This is a genomic window from Streptomyces sp. NPDC101225 (assembly GCF_044767585.1).
Classification (GTDB): domain Bacteria; phylum Actinomycetota; class Actinomycetes; order Streptomycetales; family Streptomycetaceae; genus Streptomyces.
This window is the reverse complement of sequence record NZ_JBIWOE010000027.1, coordinates 69,301-85,890: the sequence shown is the minus strand read 5'-3', so window position 1 is coordinate 85,890 and position 16,590 is coordinate 69,301. Positions and strand designations below refer to the sequence as shown.

Sequence of the window (16,590 nt, the reverse complement as noted above, 5' to 3'; positions counted from 1 at the left end):
CTGATCGGCTCGGCGGCCATGGTCGTGCTCGCCCTGCAGAACGGCGCCGCCACCGCAGCCCCCACCCGCACGAGCGGCGCCACCGCCGTCCCGCTCGGCGCCCAGGCACGCGCCGCCGCCCTCGCGTCGGCCCAGGACGCCGCCGGTTCGACGGCGCGTGAACTCGGCCTCGGCGCCCAGGAGAAGCTCATCGCCCAGGACGTCGTCAAGGACGCCGACGGCACCGTCCACACCCGCTACGAGCGCACCTACGCCGGCCTGCCCGTCCTCGGCGGCGACCTGGTCACCCACGTGACCGGGAGCGGCGCCCTCAAGGGCGTCAGCAAGGCGACGAAGGCCCGGATATCCGTGGCCTCCACGGAGGCCACCGTCTCCACCGCGACCGCCAGGAAGGCCGCGCTGAAGGCCGCCGCCGCTGCGGGCGAAGCGACGTCCGCCACCACCCGGAAGGTCGTCTGGGCCGCCGGCGCCAAGCCCGTCCTCGCCTACGAGTCCGTCGTCAAGGGCCTTCAGGACGACGGCACCCCGAGCGAGCTGCACGTCGTCACGGACGCCCGCACCGGCAAGAAGATCTACTCCTACGAGGCCGTCGACACCGGTACGGGCACCAGCGAGTACAGCGGCACGGTGACCATCGGCACCACCGCCTCCGCCTCCGGCGGCTACGACCTGATCGACGCGGGGCGCGGCGGCCACAAGACGTACGACCTGGGCGGCGGCACGAGCGGCACCGGCACCCTCTTCCACGACGCCGACGACAAGTGGGGCAACGGCACCCCCGCCGACCGCCAGACCGCCGCCGTCGACGCCGCCTACGGCGCCGCCGTCACCTGGGACTTCTACCAGTCCGCCTTCAACCGCAACGGCATCGCGGGCGACGGCAGAGCCGCCTACTCCCGCGTCCACTACGGCAACGCGTACGTCAACGCCTTCTGGGACGACAGCTGCTTCTGCATGACCTACGGCGACGGCTCCGGCAACAGCCACCCGCTCACCTCGCTGGACGTGGCCGGCCACGAGATGAGCCACGGCCTGACCGCCGCGACGGCCGGCCTGAAGTACAACCGGGAGTCGGGCGGCCTGAACGAGGCCACCTCCGACATCTTCGGCACCTCCGTGGAGTTCTTCGCCGACAACGCCTCCGACCCCGGCGACTACCTGATCGGCGAGAAGATCGACATCAACGGCGACGGCACCCCGCTGCGCTACATGGACAAGCCCAGCAAGGACGGCGGCTCGGCCGACTACTGGTCGCGCCGGGTCGGCCATCTCGACGTCCACTACTCCTCCGGCGTCGCCAACCACTTCTTCTACCTGCTGAGCGAGGGCAGCGGCGCGAAGACGATCAACGGCGTCTCGTACGACTCCCCGACCTACGACGGCTCGACGGTCACCGGCATCGGCCGCGACAAGGCCGACCAGATCTGGTACCGGGCGCTGACCACGTACTTCACCTCGTCGACGAACTACGCGGGCGCCCGCACCGGCACGCTCCAGGCCGCGAGCGACCTGTACGGCGCGGGCAGCGCGGAGTACAACGCGGTGGCCGCGGCCTGGACGGCGGTCAACGTCAACTGACCCGACACGCGGGGTGATACGGCCGGACCGTCCGTCGTGACGGCCTCCTCACGGACGGTCCGGCTTCCCCTCCCCGTACAGCCAGGTCTTCCAGATCGGGCCGAAGTCCTTGTCCGGTGCCGTCCTCTCGACGTACGCCGTGAAATCCGCGGTGTCGGCGTTGCCGTGGCGGCGGGCGGCGGCCCAGCCCTGGATGATGTCGTAGAAGGTGTCGTCGCCGACCGTCTGCCGGATCTTGTGCAGGACCATCGCGCCACGGGCGTAGACCGGGTCGTCGGAGATGTGGCCGGCACCGCTCGGCCTGCCGGGCGGGAAGGCCCAGATGTCCGGGTAGTCGTCCTCGCCGTGGGCGTAGAGCTCGTCGAAGGTCTTCTGCGCGCTGTCGCCGCCGTGGTCCTCGTCCCACAGCCACTCCGCGTAGGTCGCGAAGCCCTCGTTGAGCCACATGTCCCGCCAGGTCTTCGGCGTGACGGAGTCGCCGTACCACTGGTGGGCGAGTTCGTGGACGAGCGTCCCGGTGTCCGGGGCGCCGGGGAAGACGGGCCGGGTCTGGGTCTCCAGGGCGTACTCGGCATCCTGCGGGCGGTCGACGATCGCGCCGGTGGAGGAGAAGGGGTACGGCCCGAAGTTGTCCTCCTCCCACTGCATGATCTCGGGGATCTTCGCGAGCACCTTCCGGCTCGCCTTCGCCTGGGTCGGGTCGACGGCGACGTAGACCGGCAGCCGGTCCTCGCCGATGGTGTACCGGCTGATGTCGTAGTGGCCCACGGCGACCGTGGCGACGTAGCCGGCCATCGGCTCGGCGGTGTGCCACCTGAAGGTGGTGCCGCCCCTGCCGCTCGTCTCGCCCGTCAACTCCCCGTTGGACACGGCCTGCAGGCCCTTCGGCACGGTGACCGCGATGTCGTACGTCGCCTTGTCCGAGGGGTGGTGGTTGCCGGGGAACCAGGTCATGGAGCCGACCGGCTCGCCGAGCGCGAGCGCGCCGTCGGCCGTGCGCAGCCAGCCCTCGTGGGAGCCGTCGGCGTCGGTCAGGGTGCGCGGGGTGCCGGAGTAGCGCACGGTGACGCGGAAGGTCTCGTGGTCGGCGAGGTCGTCGTGCGGGCGGACGGTGAGCTCCTGTCCGGCACGGTTCCAGCGGGCGGGCCGGCCCTCCACGGTGACGTCGTCGACGTGCAGCCCCTCGAGGTCGAGGTCGAAGGCGGAGAGGTCCTTCGTGGCGCGGGCGGTGAGGGTCGTGGTGCCGGTGAGACGGTGCCCGGCGGGGTCGTAGGCGAGTCTCAGGTCGTAGTGGCCGACGTCGTACCCGCCGTCGCCCGCCCTCGGGAAGTACGGGTCGTGCACGCCGGAGCCGCCCGGAGTGCCGTGGACACCGCCGTCGCACGCGGTGAGGGCGAGGGCGAGCAGGACGGCGGCCGGGACAAGCGGTACGGATCGGGACACGGCTGCGATCCTAGGACGCCCCGCACGCCGTCTCGGCCGGTCCGGGCGGCGTGACACCATCTCGTACGTGCTCGACATCGGCTACGCCCTCTCCAACCGCTTCCCGGACCCCCCGCAGACCGACTACCGCCGCGCGGACGTCCACGCCCTGCGGCACGACCTGTTCTGCGGCGACGTCTATCTCGCCGACACCAAGGCGGACCGGGAACTGTCCACAGCCTGGGGATGGGTGCCGGTGCTCGACTTCGCGTGGGCGCTGTGCGACATCGTGGAACGGCTCGACCGGGACCCGGCGGGATCGCGGGCCGCGCGTCCCCAGCACGCCGAGCTCGACTTCACCGAGTCGACCGACCGGATGCTCTTCGAGCGGCGCTTCGGCTGGGTGGACGTGGAGGCGGACTGGATGCCCGGCGACGAACCGCCGCTCACCTTCTCCCATGCCGAACTCCGCCGTGAGGCACGGGACTTCCTGCACGACCTGATCGCCGACCTGGTGGACCTGCACGACGACCTGGGCGAGAACCCGGCGATCTGGACGCTGCAGGCCCGCTTCCCCCGCGTCCCGTGACGCCCGCCGGCGTCGGCGCGGCCCGCCGATGAACCCCGTCAGCCCTCCACCCGGATCCCCAGCTCCGCCGCCAGCACCAACGCCAGATCCATCAGCTGCGCCGGGCTGATCACCGCCCCCGCCAGCCGGTCCACGCCGCGTGCGATCCCCAGCTCCACGACGCCCCGCAGATCCACGTCCCTGAGCACCGCCGCGGTCAGGTCCGCCTCCTTCAGCACACAGTCCACGAACTCCACGCGCTCCAGCACGGCGCCGCCGAGGTCGGGCTCGACCAGGACGCAGCCGTCGAAGACGACGTCCTTCAGCCGGGCCCTGCGCAGATTGAGATAGTCGATCTTGCCGCCGCGGACGACGACGCGCTCCAGGACGGCGCCGTGCAGCTGCACACCGCCGAGACGGGCGTCGATCAGCTCGACGTCGCGCAGGGTGGCCTCCGCGAGATCCGTGCCGACACCTCTGAGCCCCGTCAGCGCCGAGTCGAGGACGCGGGCCTTCCGCAGCCGCGTCCCGTCCAGCGCGCACCCCGTCAGCGCGCAGTCCATGAACCGGGCGCCCCCGCCGTCCTGCCCGCCGAGATCCGCCTCGCGGAACTCCAGCCCGTCGTAGTCCCCGTCCGTCTCCAGCTCCCCGCCCGCGAACGGCTCCAGCGGAGGCAGCCGCACCTCCGGCCGCCGCGCCGCCTTCACCGGCCCGCGCGAGCCTCCCCCGCCGCTCGCCGCACCCGGACCACCCGCCGCTCTCCGCACCATGGCCCCATCCTGCACCCCGCTCCTGACAATCCCTCTGACCAGGCAGAACGCGGCCGCTGTCACATTCCGGGTGCCGCAAACCGTCGTATCCACGAAGAGCGACCACGAACGGCGGCCGCGCGAGAGGTCCGACACCGAGGGAGAGCCCCACCCATGCACCGCATCACCGTCATCGGCGGCGGTTTCGCCGGACTGACCGCGGCCATCACCGCTGCCGAGGCGGGCGCCGGAGTAACCGTGCACGAGGCCCATCACACGCTCGGCGGCAGGGCCCGCACGGCCGAGGAGCCGTACCGGACGAACGACGGACCGCACACCCTCTACAGCGGCGGCCCGCACTGGTCCTGGCTCAGACAGCGCGACCTGCTCGGCCCGCTCGCCCCGATCCCGCCCCTGGAGGCGGCCCGGCTGCGGCTGCGCCACCACGGCGTGCTGCGCCGCACCCCGCCCTTCGCGATGCTCAAGCTGCTGCGCCAGGGGCTCCAGCAGGCGCCCGCCGACACCGACTTCCTGAGCTGGGCCACCCGGATCGCGGGCGAGGAGGGCGCCCGTGCCGCCGCCCACTACTCCGCCGTCGCCCTCTTCCACCACGACCCGGGCGCCCTCTCCGCCGCCTTCGTGCAGGAGCGGCTGCGCCGGGCCACCCGGCTGCCGCCCGCGGCACACCACCCGCGCGGCGGCTGGGCGAGCGTCATCGACCGGATGGCCGCGCGGGCCTGGAACCTGGGCGTGCGGATGGAGACCCTGTCCCGCGTCGACACCCTGCCGGCCGACGGCCCCGTGATCGTCGCCACCTCCCTCGACGCGGCCCGGCGGCTGCTCGGCGACACCTCCCTGACCTGGACCGGCGGCCGTACGGCCCTCATCGACCTCGCCGTGCGGACCCGGCGCGGAGACGCCTTCGCGGTGTCCGACCTGGACGCCCCCGGCTGGCTGGAGCGGTTCACCGCGCAGGACCGTTCCCTCGCACCGGCCGGCGAGCAGCTGATCCAGGGGCAGATCCCCATCGCCCCGCACGAGTCGAAGGGCGACGGCACGGCCCGCGCCGAGCAGCTCCTCGATCTCGCCTTCGAGGGCTGGCGCGAGCGCGTCACCTGGCGGCGCGAGTCCGTCGCGAACGGCCGGACCGGCGCCGTCGACCTGCCCGGCACCAGCTGGCGCGACCGGCCCGCCGTCGACCGCGGAGACGGCGTCTACCTCGTCGGCGACCAGGTCGCGGCCCCGGGCGTCCTGTCGGAGGTCTCCTTCAACAGCGCCCTCACCGCGGTCTCCCTGGCCCTCGGCCGGCACTCCCTTGACCTCAAGCGAGCTTGAGGTTGAACAGTGAGGCTCTCACCCACCGTGGGCCTCTCACGAACATGCGGAACATCTGGGGGATTCACCATGCACGCCATCCGTCTGCACGCCTTCGGCCCGGCCGGCAACCTGCGCCACGAGGAGGTCCCCGATCCCGTGCCCGGCCCCGGCCAGATCCGCGTCGCCGTCGAGGCGGCGGGCGTGCACCTGCTCGACACCGCCCTCCGCGAGGGCCTGCGGGGGCCGCTGCCCGAACCGCCCCGGCTGCCCACCGTCCCCGGCCGCGAGGTCGCCGGCGTGGTCGAGTCGCTCGGTGAGGGCGTCGCCGAACTGTGGCTCGGCAGGCGCGTCGTGGCCCATCTCGGATTCGCGCCCGGGGGCTACGCCGAACTGGCCGTCGTCGACGTCGACCGGGCGCACGAGATCCCCGCCAACCTGGACGCGGCCCAGGCGGTCGCCATGATCGGCACGGGCCGTACGGTGATGGGCATCGGGCAGTTCGCCGGGCTGGGCCCGGACTCCGTGGCCGTGATCCCGGCGGCGGCGGGCGGCATCGGCACCCTGCTGGTGCAGTACGCCAAGAACGCCGGCGCGGTCGTCGTCGGCCTCGCGGGCGGCCCCGAGAAGGTCGCGCGCGTGCAGGCGAACGGCTCCGACGTCGCCGCCGACTACACCGACCCGGCCTGGCCCGACAAGGTCCGCGCCGACCTGGACGGACTGCTTCGCCCGGCCGGGGGGACCCCCTCGGCCACCGTGGTCCTCGACGGCGTCGGCGGCGAGGTCGCCCGGCACGCCACCGGCCTCCTCGGCCCCGGCGGCAGACACCTCGTCTTCGGCTGGTCGGCCGAGGGCATCCGCGGCGGGGAGCCCTACCTCGTCGACGGCGTCTCCGAACAGGTCCTCGGCCCCGTGATGCTGCGCGAGGCCGGCGGCCCCGAGCCCCTGCAGACCCTGGAGCTGCGCGCGCTGGCCGAGGCCGCCGCGGGGCGCCTGCGCCCCGCCGTGCAGCGCTTCCCGCTCGCCGACGCGGCCGCCGCACACAGGGCACTCGAAACGCGCGCAACGACAGGAAAGGTGGTACTGGAGCCATGACCAGGCACGAAGCCTCCGAGGATGCGATACGCATCGATCCATGGTCTTCTGACCGGATGAGTGACACCCGGACAGGTGAAGCTCCCCCGGACGCCGACCCCCGCCGCTGGTGGGGTCTGGTGGTCATCGCCCTCGCGCAGCTCATGGTCGTGCTCGACGCGACGATCGTGAACATCGCCCTCCCGTCCGCACAGCGCGACCTGGGCATGTCCGACGGCAACCGGCAGTGGGTCATCACCGCGTACACCCTGGCCTTCGGCGGACTGCTCCTGCTGGGCGGGCGCGTCGCCGACCTGGTGGGCCGCAAACGGACGTTCGTCATCGGCCTGGTCGGCTTCGCCGCCGCCTCCGCGCTCGGCGGCGCCGCCAGCTCCTCGGGCATGCTCTTCGGCGCCCGCGCCCTCCAGGGCGCCTTCGCCGCCGTACTGGCCCCCTCCGCCCTCTCGCTGCTGACGACGACCTTCACCGACCCCAAGGAGCGCGGCAAGGCGTTCGGCATCTACGGCGCCCTGGCCGGCAGCGGATCGGCGATCGGCTTCATCGTCGGCGGCCTGCTGACGGAGTACCTGAACTGGCGCTGGTGCCTCTACGTCAACATCCCCATCGCGGTCGTCGCCGTCTTCGGCGCCTTCGCCCTGCTCCACGACCGCCCCGGCCACGCGGGCGCCCGCCTCGACGTCCCCGGCGCGCTGCTGGGCTGCGGCGGACTGGTCGCGATCGTCTACGGCTTCAGCGAGGCCGTGTCGCGGGGCTGGACGGACGGGCTCGTGCTCGGGCTGTTCGCGGTGGGCGTCGTGCTCCTCGTGGCCTTCGTGTGGTGGCAGACCCGGGCACCCGTGCCCCTGCTCCCGCTGCACATCGTCAAGGACCGCGACCGCGCCGGCTGCTTCCTGACCATGGCCCTCGCCACCATCGGCCTGTTCGGCCTGTTCCTGTTCATGACCTACTACCTGCAGGTCGTCCTCGCCTACTCGCCGGTGAAGACGGGCCTGGCCTTCCTGCCGCTGACCGTCGCGATCATCATCGGCTCCACCCAGATCTCCGCCCGGCTGCTGAACCGTGTGCCGCCGCGGACGCTGATGGTCCCGGGCATGATCCTCGCGGCGGGCGGCATGGCCCTCTTCACGCGGATCACGGTCCACTCGTCGTACGCCGGCGAGATCCTGCCCGCACTGCTCCTGATGGGCCTGGGCATGGGCCTGACCTTCATGCCGGTCTTCGCCACCGCCACCGCGGGCGTCGCCCCGCAGGACTCCGGCGTGACCTCGGCGACCGTCAACACCTCGCAGCAGGTGGGCGGTTCGATCGGTACGGCGCTGCTCAACACGATCGCCACCAGCAGCAGCGCGGCCTACATCACCGCCCACCTCCACAACCCGGCGCAGAAGGCCCTGGTCCTCAAGGAAGGCGTCGTCCACGGGTACACGGTCGCCATCTGGTGGGCCGTCGGCATCATGCTCCTGGCCGGCCTGGTGGCAGGTCTGATGGTGACGGCGAAGGCCCCCAGGCACGGCAGCTCCGCGGAGAACCCGGTACCCGAGCCGGCGCTCTAGCCGTGGTCCGCACCACTCGCCGGGAGGGGGCCCGCCGGACCGCGGGCCCCTTCTCCTTCCCCTTCGGCGTCCGGTCTCAGTGCCGCCCCGCCACCCGGTCCGCGAACCGCGCCAGCTTCGAGGACCGGGCACTGTGCGTGCGCCGCTCGCGCTGGTCGGCGGCCCGGTAGGTGGCGTACATGCCGTGCACGCCGAGCCAGCGCAGCGGCTCCGGCTCCCACTTGCGCACCTTGTGCCCGACCCACGGCAGCGCGGTCAGGTCGGTGCGCCCGCCCTGGCCCGAGTCGAGCCGCACCAGGTCGGTGAGCGTGCGCGCCGCGAGATGCGCCGTGGCCACGCCCGAGCCGACATAGCCGCCGGCCCAGCCGAGCCCGGTCGTCCGGTCCAGCGTCACCGTCGCGCACCAGTCCCGGGGCACCCCGAGCACACCGGACCAGGCGTGCGCGATCCGCACACCGGCCAGCGACGGGAAGAAGCGCACCAGGATCTCCCGCAGCTCCCGGGCGGTCGCCTCCTGCGTCCGTCCGTCGTTGTCGGTCCGCGACCCGAAGCGGTACGGCGCCCCGCGCCCGCCGAGCGCGATCCGCCCGTCGGCGGTGCGCTGCGCGTACATGTAGGCGTGCGCCATGTCGCCCAGCGTCTCGCGGCCCTCCCAGCCCACCGACTCCCACTGCTCGTCGGTGAGCGGTTCGGTGGCGATCATCGAGGAGTTCATCGGCAGCCAGGTGCGCCGCAGCCCCTTGAGACCGGCGGTGAACCCCTCGGTGCAGCGCAGCACGTAGGGCGCGCGCACCGTCCCGTACGGCGTCACCGCGTGCTTCGGCCGGATCTCCGTCACCGGCGTCGACTCGTGGATCGTCACCCCGAGCGCCTCGACGACGGCCGCCAGCCCCTTCACCAGCTTCACCGGGTGCAGCCGCGCCCCGTGCGGGGTCCAGCTCGCGCCGACCGCGCCCGCGACCCGGATCCGCTCGGCCGCCTCGGCGGCGCCGTAGAGCTCGCGGTCCTTCTCGCCGTACGACAGCTCGTGCTCGTGGAAGGCCTTCAGCCGGGCCAACTGCGCCGGTGTGGTGGCGACTTCCAGCACCCCGCCCTGGTGGACGTCCGCCTCGATGCCCTCCTCGGCGGTGACCCGCACGACCTCGTCGACGGTGTCGTTCATGGCCTGCTGCAGCCGCACGGCGGCCTCGTGCCCGTGCAGCCCGGCGTACCGGTCGCGCCCCGCGATCCCGTTGTACAGCCAGCCGCCGTTGCGCCCCGAGGCACCGTATCCGCAGAACTTCTGCTCCAGGACGGTGATCCTGAGGAAGGGCGCGGCCCTCTTCAGGTAGTACGCGGTCCACAGGCCCGTGTACCCGCCGCCCACGATCACGACGTCCGCGGCGGCGTCACCGGCGAGCGGCCGCCGCACCGCGGGGAGCCCGTCGTCCGCGTACCAGAAGGAGATCCCACCGTTCACGACACTCTTCGCCGAGCTGCTCATGGCCGGAAAGCTAACTCCTCAGGGCAGCCCATGTCTCCTTCGGATTCCATGCTTCTCCGCGCCCTCTGACCAGCGGATAGCAGGCGAGCCCGATCAGCACGGAGAGGAAGTGCCCGAAGTCGGTGAAGGTGGGCGAGGAGGCGAGCGGCCCGCCGTACACGACCAGCACGACCGCGAGATACGGATACCGCCAGGGCGAGGCGATCCGGTACGTCAGCACCGCCACCACCCCCGCGAGCGCGTAACTCACCCCGATGTCCAGGGTGTTGACCGCCGAGTACGGCGCCATCCCGTCCCGCACGGCCTTCAGCAGCGCCCCCTCGCTGATCAGCGTGGCGAGCACGTGCGCGGCCACGCACACCATCAGCCAGCGCAGCGTCCCCAGCCAGCGCTCGGCCTGCGCGTGGAAGACGGTGTAGAGGACGGCGTAGGGCAGCCAGTCGCCGCCGTCGATCCACATCGCGCTCTGCACCAGCACCCGCGTGGGATCGTTCGACAGCTCGTGGATGTTGGTGGAGCGCTGCCGCAGGAAGTCCTGCTCGAACTCCGGCGACATGTGGTGCAGCGCGACCGTGGTGACGAACAGGACGGCCAGCCAGAGGTAGGTGCCGGGGGCGCTGCGGACGTACGCCCACGCCTTCTCTCCGAGCCCCCGGTCACGTCGCATGAGGCCATTCACCCACGCCGGTATCGTCGCCCGTGTGATCGACATCCCGAGCGGGCTGGCGGCCGCCCAGGAGAGGTACAACGGCGGGGCGGGGCGGGCCTTCGTCGCCGGCCTGCCGGACCTCGCGGCGGAGTTCCTGCGGCGCTGGGAGCTGCGGCCGGACGGGCACTCCCTGCACGGCATGGCCGCCCTCGTCCTGCCGGTGGTCCGCGCCGACGGCACCCCGGCCGCGCTGAAGCTGCAGCTGCGGGACGCGGAGAGCGCGGGCGAACCCGTCGCCCTGCGCCGGTGGGACGGCGACTGCGCGGTCCGTCTCCTCGACCACGACAGGACCACCCACACCATGCTCCTGGAACGACTCGACCACACCCGCATGCTCTCGCAGCTGCCCGGCACGCGCGAGGCGGTGCTGGTCATCGCCCGTCTGCTCGCCCGTCTCACCGCCGCCCCGGCCCCGCCGGGCCTGCGCCGCCTCGGCGACCTCGCACAGGCCATGCTGGAGCGGACCCCCAGGGCGCTGGAGCGCATCCCCCACACCGGGACCCGGCGCCTGGTCGCGGACTGCGCCGCCGCCGTACGGGAGGTCGCGGACGAACCCGGCGACCGCCTGCTGCACTGGGACCTGCACGACGAGAACGTCCTCTCCTCGGACCGCGCCCCCTGGCTCGCCATCGACCCCAAACCCCTGGCCGGCGACCCGGGCTTCGAGCTGTGGCCGGCGCTCCGCAACCGCTTCGAGGCCGGTGAGATCCGCTGGCGCTTCGACGCCATGACGGACGTCCTCGGCCTGGACCGCGCCCGCGCGCGTGCCTGGACCCTCGGCCGTGCCCTGCAGACCACCCTCTGGGACGTCGAGGACGGCCGCACCCCGGACCCCCGCGCACTCGACATCGCCCGCCGCCTGCGCGACCGGCCACGACCCCGCCGCCCGCGGAGGACGGACCGTCCGGCGTAGCCTCACGGACGTGATCCGCACCGCGACCCCCGCCGACGTCCCCGTCGTCCACGGCCTGATCCGCGAGCTGGCCGAGTACGAGAAGCTCCCGCACGAGGCGAAGGCCACCGAGGCCCAGCTCCACGAGGCCCTCTTCGGCACACACCCCGCCGCCTTCGCCCACATCGCGGCGGACGACACCACCGGCGACCCGGTCGGCTTCGCGCTGTGGTTCCTGAACTTCTCCACCTGGCGCGGCGTCCACGGCATCCATCTGGAGGACCTCTACGTCCGCCCCACCGCCCGCGGCGCCGGCCACGGCAAATCCCTCCTCGCCGAACTGGCCCGCATCTGCGCCACCCGCGGCTACGAGCGCCTCGAATGGTCCGTCCTGGACTGGAACGCCCCGAGCATCGCCTTCTACGAGTCCCTCGGCGCCCGCCCGCAGGACGGGTGGACGGTGTACCGGCTGACGGACGAGGCGCTCGCGGCGCTCGGCGAGGGCGTGCGAAAGCCCAGGCAGGATCGCTCCTGACCTGGGCATGTGCACCCCCTTGCGGAGGGGAGCCGGGGAGGGTCGTGCGGAGAAGCGGGTGAGGCGGCCGCTCAGAGGGCCTTGCTGTTGCAGCCCATGTCGGAGCCGAGGTGGTGGTCCTGCGCACCCGGGTTGCCCTCGCCGTTGAGCGCGTTGCCCAGCACGCCGTTCAGGGCGCCGACGCTGCCGAGGACGTCGACGTTCATGTCGTGCGAGCGGCACTCGATGCCCTGCGAGATGTCGAAGCCGCCGTCGTGCGCCCCCGCCTCACCGTGTGCGAAGGCGGGACCGGCACCGAGGGAACCGAGGCTGCCGAGGACGGCGGCCCCCACGAGAGCCGCCTTCTGAAGCTTGCGCATTTCTTCTCCATTGATCGAGCGGACGTGATCTGCAGCAGATCGGGGGAACGGTGGAACCTGCGGGAGGGCGGTCAGCCGAGTCGCGGCAGACCCAGCTGGCCGACCGGCGGCGCGGCGACCTGGCCGAGTCCGAGACCGGGCACCTGCGGCGCGCCGGCCGGCGAGATCAGCGGGTTGATGAGCGGGTTCACCTCGGGGTTCACCTGAGGGTTCACCTGAGGCGCGACGTGCGGCGCCGGCTCGGGGTTGAAGACCTGCGGCATCTCGACCTGCGGGGCTACCTTCGGCACGACCTGCGGCGAGGTCTGCGGGGCGACCTGCGGCACGACCTGCGGCGCCTGCTGCTGGGGAGCGGCCTGCTGCGGCGCGCCGTACGACGGCTGACCGGCCTGCGCGGCACCGCCCGACGAGGCGAAGGCGGAGGCCTGACCCACCTGGGGCGGGGCCGGCGGGGCGTACCGCATCGGCGCCGGCTGCGCGTACTGCGGACCGGCCTGCGCACTGCCGGCGGCGGAGGTCGCGGCCATGGCGTGCGGAGCGGCCTGCTGGGGAGCCGGGTAGTACTGGGGAGCCGGCGCCTGCGGCGCGTAGTACTGAGGTGCCGGCGCCTGGTACTGGGGCGCCGGAGGCGCGTAGTACTGGGGAGGGAGCGCCGGCGCGGCCTGGGGTGCCGGATAGTAGGGAGCCGGCGCAGGGGCGTAACCGGGGTAGTACCCGCCCATAGAGTCGGCCTGGCTGACGCCGGCGCCGATGGCGGACAGACCGCCGGCCGCCGCTACGACGAGTGCGGCCTTGTGAAGCTTTCGCATGGAACCCTCGGCCCTTCAATACCAGTGCAGGGAAATCCGTTGTATTAAGTGCAGTCGCGCCGGAGCCGACAGCGGATCCCGATGTCCCTCTCCGGTAGACGCCCAACTGCCCTCTCCCCGCTGGCAACGACCCTTCCGCCGACCCGGTCACGGGGGCGAAAACCCCGTCACCCGTTTGGCATTGATCGGATAACCGGACCACCGATTCGCCGTCCTCGGCAAATGGGTGACCCCTCCCCGACTCCCGTGACGGGGGCCGGAGTTATGTCGTTGCCACAGGACCAGAGCAATGGTCCATCCAGCATTTCCGCACGTTCCATGCACAGGTCAATGAAGGGCCGAGGGTTCCATGCGCAAGTTCCAGCACGTCGCGCTCGTCGCAGCAGCAGCCGGGGGCCTGTCCGCCATCGGCGCCGCCCCCAGCTTTGCCGACGCCCCCGCCGGGTACACCGCTCCGCCGCCCGCCCCGCAGCAGGGCAGCCAGGCCGCGTCGTGGACCAGTTCGCAGGCCACCGCGCACACCACCGGTTCGCCCGCGCCGCAGCGCCAGGCCGCCCCGACGGGTGGCGCCGACGTCAGCCCGCAGCTCAACCCGCAGGTGAACCCGAAGCTCAGCCCCCAGCTCACCCCGCAGCCGGCCCCCCAGGGACACTCCGGCCCGGTGGAGCAGAACAACCTCTTCCGCCCGTACCAGGAGTGCAGCCCGCAGAACCTGCTCAACGCGAACGTCCCCGTCGCGCTGCTCGCCGCCGCCGAGACCAAGGGCGTCAACTGCGGCCAGGGCAACAGCCAGGCCAACGCCCTCGCCAAGGCCCACTAGGGCCTGCCGCTTCCCCAGCCGGCCCCGGATCCGCCGCGCTCCGGCGGTGCTTCAACGGCAAGATCACAAAACACGGCGCGTCGCTGCCCGCTGTGCCCATATTTCCTATTAATCTCCGTGACTGTACGAAGTCGATCCGTTACGGATCGTCATCACTTCACTCCACCGGAGATGACATGCACAAGCTTCGCAAGGCTGCCGTCCTGGTCGCCGCCATCAGCACCGTCGGGCTCGTCGGCGCCGGCACCGCCCAGGCGGGAGAGGGAGGCCACGGGGGCCGGGGCGGCGACCAGCACACCAGCGTGCTGCAGAGCTCCAACTGCAAGTCGCACGACCTGAACCTGGACGTCCTCGGCCAGGTCGGCCTGCTCAACGGCCTGCTGGGCAACGCGCTCAACGGCGAGGGCAACCCGGGCGCGCAGGACACCCACATCGGTTCGAGCATGGGCTGCAACAACAGCGCCTTCTAATTCACGTGGGCGGCCACACGCGGCCGTGAGCGGGAATCCGGTCCCGGCACCGAGGGCGACTCGGAGCCGGGACCCCCTTATGTGTGCACCGGTAATTCACGGCCATCGACCAAGGCGGTGAGGCTTCCCCGAATTCGGCGTGCCGCACGGTTTTACCGAGATATTTCGTATTAGCCTCCGTAACTGCACGAAGTCGATCTGTCACAGATCGCATCCACTTCACTCCACCGGAGAAGACATGCACAAGCTTCGCAAGGCCGCCGTTCTGGTCGCTGCCATCAGCAGCGTCGGGTTCATGGGTGCCGGCGCCGCCCACGCCGATCAGGGCGGCTGGGGTTCGGGCGAAGACGGGCACCGTGGCTCTTCCAGCTTCAGCGTCCTGCAGAGCACCACCTGCCGGTCGCACGACGCCAACGTCGACGTCCTCGGCCAGGTCGGCATCCTCAACGGCCTGGGCGGCAACCTGCTCAACGGCGAGGGCAACGCCGGAGCGCAGCAGACCTCGCTGGGCTCGAGCATGGGCTGCAACAACAGCGTCGGCAAGTAAGGCCGACCCTCTTCCTCGGTGCCCCGGCCGGACGGCCGGGGCACCGAGGCTTTGTGTCCTGCCGCCGGAAAGCCGAAATGCCGGATCGGGAAGCGTCCCGGTCCGGCATTCCCGACGGTGCGTCAGAACTCGATGTGCGGACGCTGGATGTGCGGGCGGTCGACGTGGGGGCGCTTGAAGCCCTTGGGCAGGGGCGCGGTGTTGGAGCAGTCGACCACGGGGCCGACCTCCATGGTCCCCGTGCTCGTCGCCTCCTCGTCGGGCAGCACCAGCCGCGGCCGGGCCAGCGTGGAGCACTTCTGGTCCTGCTTGACGACGAACGTGCCGTTCTTGCCCTTGTGGACGGCCTCGCTCTTGTGCACGCAGGTCGTCTCCCCCTCGGCGCTGGTCCTGCAGTCGCCGGGCGGCTGGTCGGCGTACGCCTGCGCGCCGCCGACGTAGATCACCGCGAGGCTTCCCAGGAGTCCCGAGACGGTTGCGACGGTCCTTCGAGTGAACATGGTGTCTTCCTTTGCAATTGGCGCAGCCCGGCCGCGCGCCCCGAGGGGTTTTCGCGCGTCCGGGCTGCCGGTGCTGTGTGAGGGTGTGCGATGCGGCCTTACTGGCCGCCGTACGGGGCCGCGTAGCCGTAGCCGTAGCCGGCCTGCGGGGCCATCTGCGGGGCCGCCTGCGGAGCCATCTGCGGGACCATCTGCGGGGCGGCCTGGGGAGCAGCCGCCTGCGGGGCGGCCTGGGGAGCGGCCTGCGGAGCGGCGAAGTAGCCCCTCTGCGGCGCGTAGTTGAAACCGTTCGTCGGCGCGAAGTACGGGGCCGCCTGCGGAGCGGCCTGCGGGCCGTACGGGGCACCGCTGGTGGCCACGGCGTTGGCCTGCGAGGAGGCCACCGCGGTGACCCCACCGAAGCCGTCGGCGAAGCTGACGCCGGCACCGAGAGCGGACAGTCCCGCGACCGCTGCGACTACGGCCGCGGCCCGCTGAAACGTGCGCATAGTAAGACCCTTTCCTGACTGGGCGTGAAGCCCTGGCTCGACTACTTAATGTGAGCATATACAGACACACCGTAGCCATTGGGGATCTTCGGGGCCTTCGCCATGCCGTGTCGGTTTATGGCGATAAACATTTTTTTCATTTATCACCACGCAGAACGGCCGGTTCGAGTCACCCCGAATACCGGCCGTCCGTCACACGAAAAGGGGATCAGCCCAGCAGGCCACCGGGCAATTCGAAACCGTCGTCACTCTTGTCGCTCGTGACGGGCACCGAAGCACCGTCCGGAATACAGGTCACCTCGGGCCCGATCCGCGTGGACCCGTTGTTCACCAGGGGAATGACCGGCAGCTTCATCGGCTGGATCGGCTGGCACGTCGTCGACCTGGGGAGCGCGAACGGCTCGCCCTCGGCCATCCGGCCGGTGATCTTCTGCACGCAGGTGACGTTGCCCTGGAGATCGACGCTGCAGGTACCCGGCCCCGTGGCGGCATGCGCCTGGGTGACGCCGAGACCGGTCACAGCGAGGCCGCAGATGAGCCCTGAGACGGCCGCGATCTTCTTCCTACTGAACATGTGATCCGTTTCCTTTGTGAGGGACGCCCGTTCGGGGCCGATTCGCTGATGAAGTGAAGGGGCTGACCTGGGGTTGAGCGGCCTCGCACGCCGGGCCGCCACACACGGACGGGCCCCTTCGGGGG

19 protein-coding genes are annotated in these 16,590 nt (G+C 71.9%); 10 read left to right on the top strand and 9 right to left on the bottom strand.

Translation table 11 applies throughout. The features are described from left to right. The first annotated feature begins 18 nt into the window (after window positions 1–18). Window positions 19–1,578 (top strand): M4 family metallopeptidase, encoded by a 1,560-nt coding sequence (locus tag ACIRPX_RS30980; protein WP_404201456.1) that lies wholly within the window; start codon window positions 19–21, stop codon window positions 1,576–1,578. A gap of 48 nt (window positions 1,579–1,626) precedes the next feature. On the opposite strand, the gene ACIRPX_RS30975 is transcribed toward ACIRPX_RS30980, so the two are convergent. After that, on the bottom strand, window positions 1,627–3,021 hold the full coding sequence (locus ACIRPX_RS30975; protein ID WP_404201381.1) for a M1 family metallopeptidase: 1,395 nt from the start codon (window positions 3,019–3,021) through the stop codon (window positions 1,627–1,629). A gap of 67 nt (window positions 3,022–3,088) precedes the next feature. On the opposite strand from ACIRPX_RS30975, the gene ACIRPX_RS30970 reads away from it, so the two are divergent. Beyond that, the gene (locus tag ACIRPX_RS30970; protein WP_404201379.1) at window positions 3,089–3,589 is read left to right on the top strand and encodes a hypothetical protein; all 501 of its coding nucleotides are present in this window, start codon (window positions 3,089–3,091) and stop codon (window positions 3,587–3,589) included. Between the two features lie 38 nt (window positions 3,590–3,627). On the opposite strand, the gene ACIRPX_RS30965 is transcribed toward ACIRPX_RS30970, so the two are convergent. Continuing rightward, entirely contained in the window at window positions 3,628–4,338 is a 711-nt protein-coding gene (locus ACIRPX_RS30965) for a pentapeptide repeat-containing protein (protein ID WP_404201377.1), read from the bottom strand. 153 nt (window positions 4,339–4,491) lie between these two features. Here ACIRPX_RS30965 and ACIRPX_RS30960 point away from each other — a divergent pair, with 153 nt between their 5' ends. The 3 genes from ACIRPX_RS30960 (at window position 4,492) to ACIRPX_RS30950 (ending at window position 8,279) form a co-directional block, all read left to right on the top strand. Continuing rightward, window positions 4,492–5,652 (top strand): NAD(P)-binding protein, encoded by a 1,161-nt coding sequence (locus ACIRPX_RS30960; protein ID WP_404201375.1) that lies wholly within the window; start codon window positions 4,492–4,494, stop codon window positions 5,650–5,652. Between the two features lie 69 nt (window positions 5,653–5,721). Continuing rightward, window positions 5,722–6,726, top strand: a complete 1,005-nt coding sequence (locus tag ACIRPX_RS30955) for an alcohol dehydrogenase catalytic domain-containing protein (protein ID WP_404201373.1) — start codon at window positions 5,722–5,724, stop codon at window positions 6,724–6,726. Window positions 6,727–6,782: 56 nt separating this feature from the next. Next, window positions 6,783–8,279, top strand: coding sequence for an MFS transporter (locus ACIRPX_RS30950; RefSeq protein WP_404201371.1), 1,497 nt, complete (start codon window positions 6,783–6,785; stop codon window positions 8,277–8,279). A gap of 76 nt (window positions 8,280–8,355) precedes the next feature. Here ACIRPX_RS30950 and ACIRPX_RS30945 read toward each other — a convergent pair whose 3' ends face one another. Continuing rightward, window positions 8,356–9,762 carry an NAD(P)/FAD-dependent oxidoreductase gene (locus tag ACIRPX_RS30945; RefSeq protein ID WP_404201369.1) on the bottom strand — a complete coding sequence of 469 codons (1,407 nt, stop codon included), beginning with the start codon at window positions 9,760–9,762 and terminating at the stop codon, window positions 8,356–8,358. A 10-nt stretch (window positions 9,763–9,772) separates the two neighbouring features. Then, on the bottom strand, window positions 9,773–10,429 hold the full coding sequence (locus ACIRPX_RS30940; RefSeq protein ID WP_404201367.1) for a rhomboid-like protein: 657 nt from the start codon (window positions 10,427–10,429) through the stop codon (window positions 9,773–9,775). Between ACIRPX_RS30940 and ACIRPX_RS30935 the strand changes: the two genes are divergently transcribed. Both ACIRPX_RS30935 and ACIRPX_RS30930 read left to right on the top strand, forming a co-directional pair. Then, the gene (locus ACIRPX_RS30935) at window positions 10,428–11,384 is read left to right on the top strand and encodes an aminoglycoside phosphotransferase family protein (protein WP_404201365.1); all 957 of its coding nucleotides are present in this window, start codon (window positions 10,428–10,430) and stop codon (window positions 11,382–11,384) included. The two genes, ACIRPX_RS30940 and ACIRPX_RS30935, sit on opposite strands and share 2 nt — an antisense overlap. A gap of 10 nt (window positions 11,385–11,394) precedes the next feature. Next, window positions 11,395–11,898: a GNAT family N-acetyltransferase gene (locus tag ACIRPX_RS30930; RefSeq protein ID WP_404201363.1), complete on the top strand. Its 504-nt coding sequence runs from the start codon at window positions 11,395–11,397 to the stop codon at window positions 11,896–11,898. Between the two features lie 71 nt (window positions 11,899–11,969). On the opposite strand, the gene ACIRPX_RS30925 is transcribed toward ACIRPX_RS30930, so the two are convergent. Both ACIRPX_RS30925 and ACIRPX_RS30920 read right to left on the bottom strand, forming a co-directional pair. Continuing rightward, the gene (locus tag ACIRPX_RS30925) at window positions 11,970–12,257 is read right to left on the bottom strand and encodes a hypothetical protein (protein WP_404201361.1); all 288 of its coding nucleotides are present in this window, start codon (window positions 12,255–12,257) and stop codon (window positions 11,970–11,972) included. Between the two features lie 71 nt (window positions 12,258–12,328). After that, entirely contained in the window at window positions 12,329–13,066 is a 738-nt protein-coding gene (locus ACIRPX_RS30920) for a hypothetical protein (protein ID WP_404201359.1), read from the bottom strand. Window positions 13,067–13,415: 349 nt separating this feature from the next. Here ACIRPX_RS30920 and ACIRPX_RS30915 point away from each other — a divergent pair, with 349 nt between their 5' ends. From ACIRPX_RS30915 to ACIRPX_RS30905, 3 genes are all read left to right on the top strand, one after another. Further along, the gene (locus tag ACIRPX_RS30915) at window positions 13,416–13,886 is read left to right on the top strand and encodes a hypothetical protein (protein WP_404201357.1); all 471 of its coding nucleotides are present in this window, start codon (window positions 13,416–13,418) and stop codon (window positions 13,884–13,886) included. Window positions 13,887–14,062: 176 nt separating this feature from the next. Beyond that, a complete protein-coding gene (locus ACIRPX_RS30910) occupies window positions 14,063–14,356 on the top strand; it encodes a hypothetical protein (protein WP_404201355.1) in 294 nt (97 codons plus the stop codon). Between the two features lie 238 nt (window positions 14,357–14,594). After that, window positions 14,595–14,903: a hypothetical protein gene (locus ACIRPX_RS30905; RefSeq protein ID WP_404201353.1), complete on the top strand. Its 309-nt coding sequence runs from the start codon at window positions 14,595–14,597 to the stop codon at window positions 14,901–14,903. A gap of 122 nt (window positions 14,904–15,025) precedes the next feature. Here ACIRPX_RS30905 and ACIRPX_RS30900 read toward each other — a convergent pair whose 3' ends face one another. The 3 genes from ACIRPX_RS30900 to ACIRPX_RS30890 all read right to left on the bottom strand — a co-directional run bounded on the left by ACIRPX_RS30900 (window position 15,026) and on the right by ACIRPX_RS30890 (window position 16,465). Continuing rightward, window positions 15,026–15,403, bottom strand: a complete 378-nt coding sequence (locus tag ACIRPX_RS30900) for a hypothetical protein (RefSeq protein WP_404201351.1) — start codon at window positions 15,401–15,403, stop codon at window positions 15,026–15,028. A gap of 98 nt (window positions 15,404–15,501) precedes the next feature. Beyond that, a complete protein-coding gene (locus ACIRPX_RS30895) occupies window positions 15,502–15,891 on the bottom strand; it encodes a hypothetical protein (protein WP_404201349.1) in 390 nt (129 codons plus the stop codon). Between the two features lie 208 nt (window positions 15,892–16,099). Then, a complete protein-coding gene (locus ACIRPX_RS30890; RefSeq protein ID WP_404201347.1) occupies window positions 16,100–16,465 on the bottom strand; it encodes a hypothetical protein in 366 nt (121 codons plus the stop codon). Window positions 16,466–16,590: the final 125 nt, after the last annotated feature.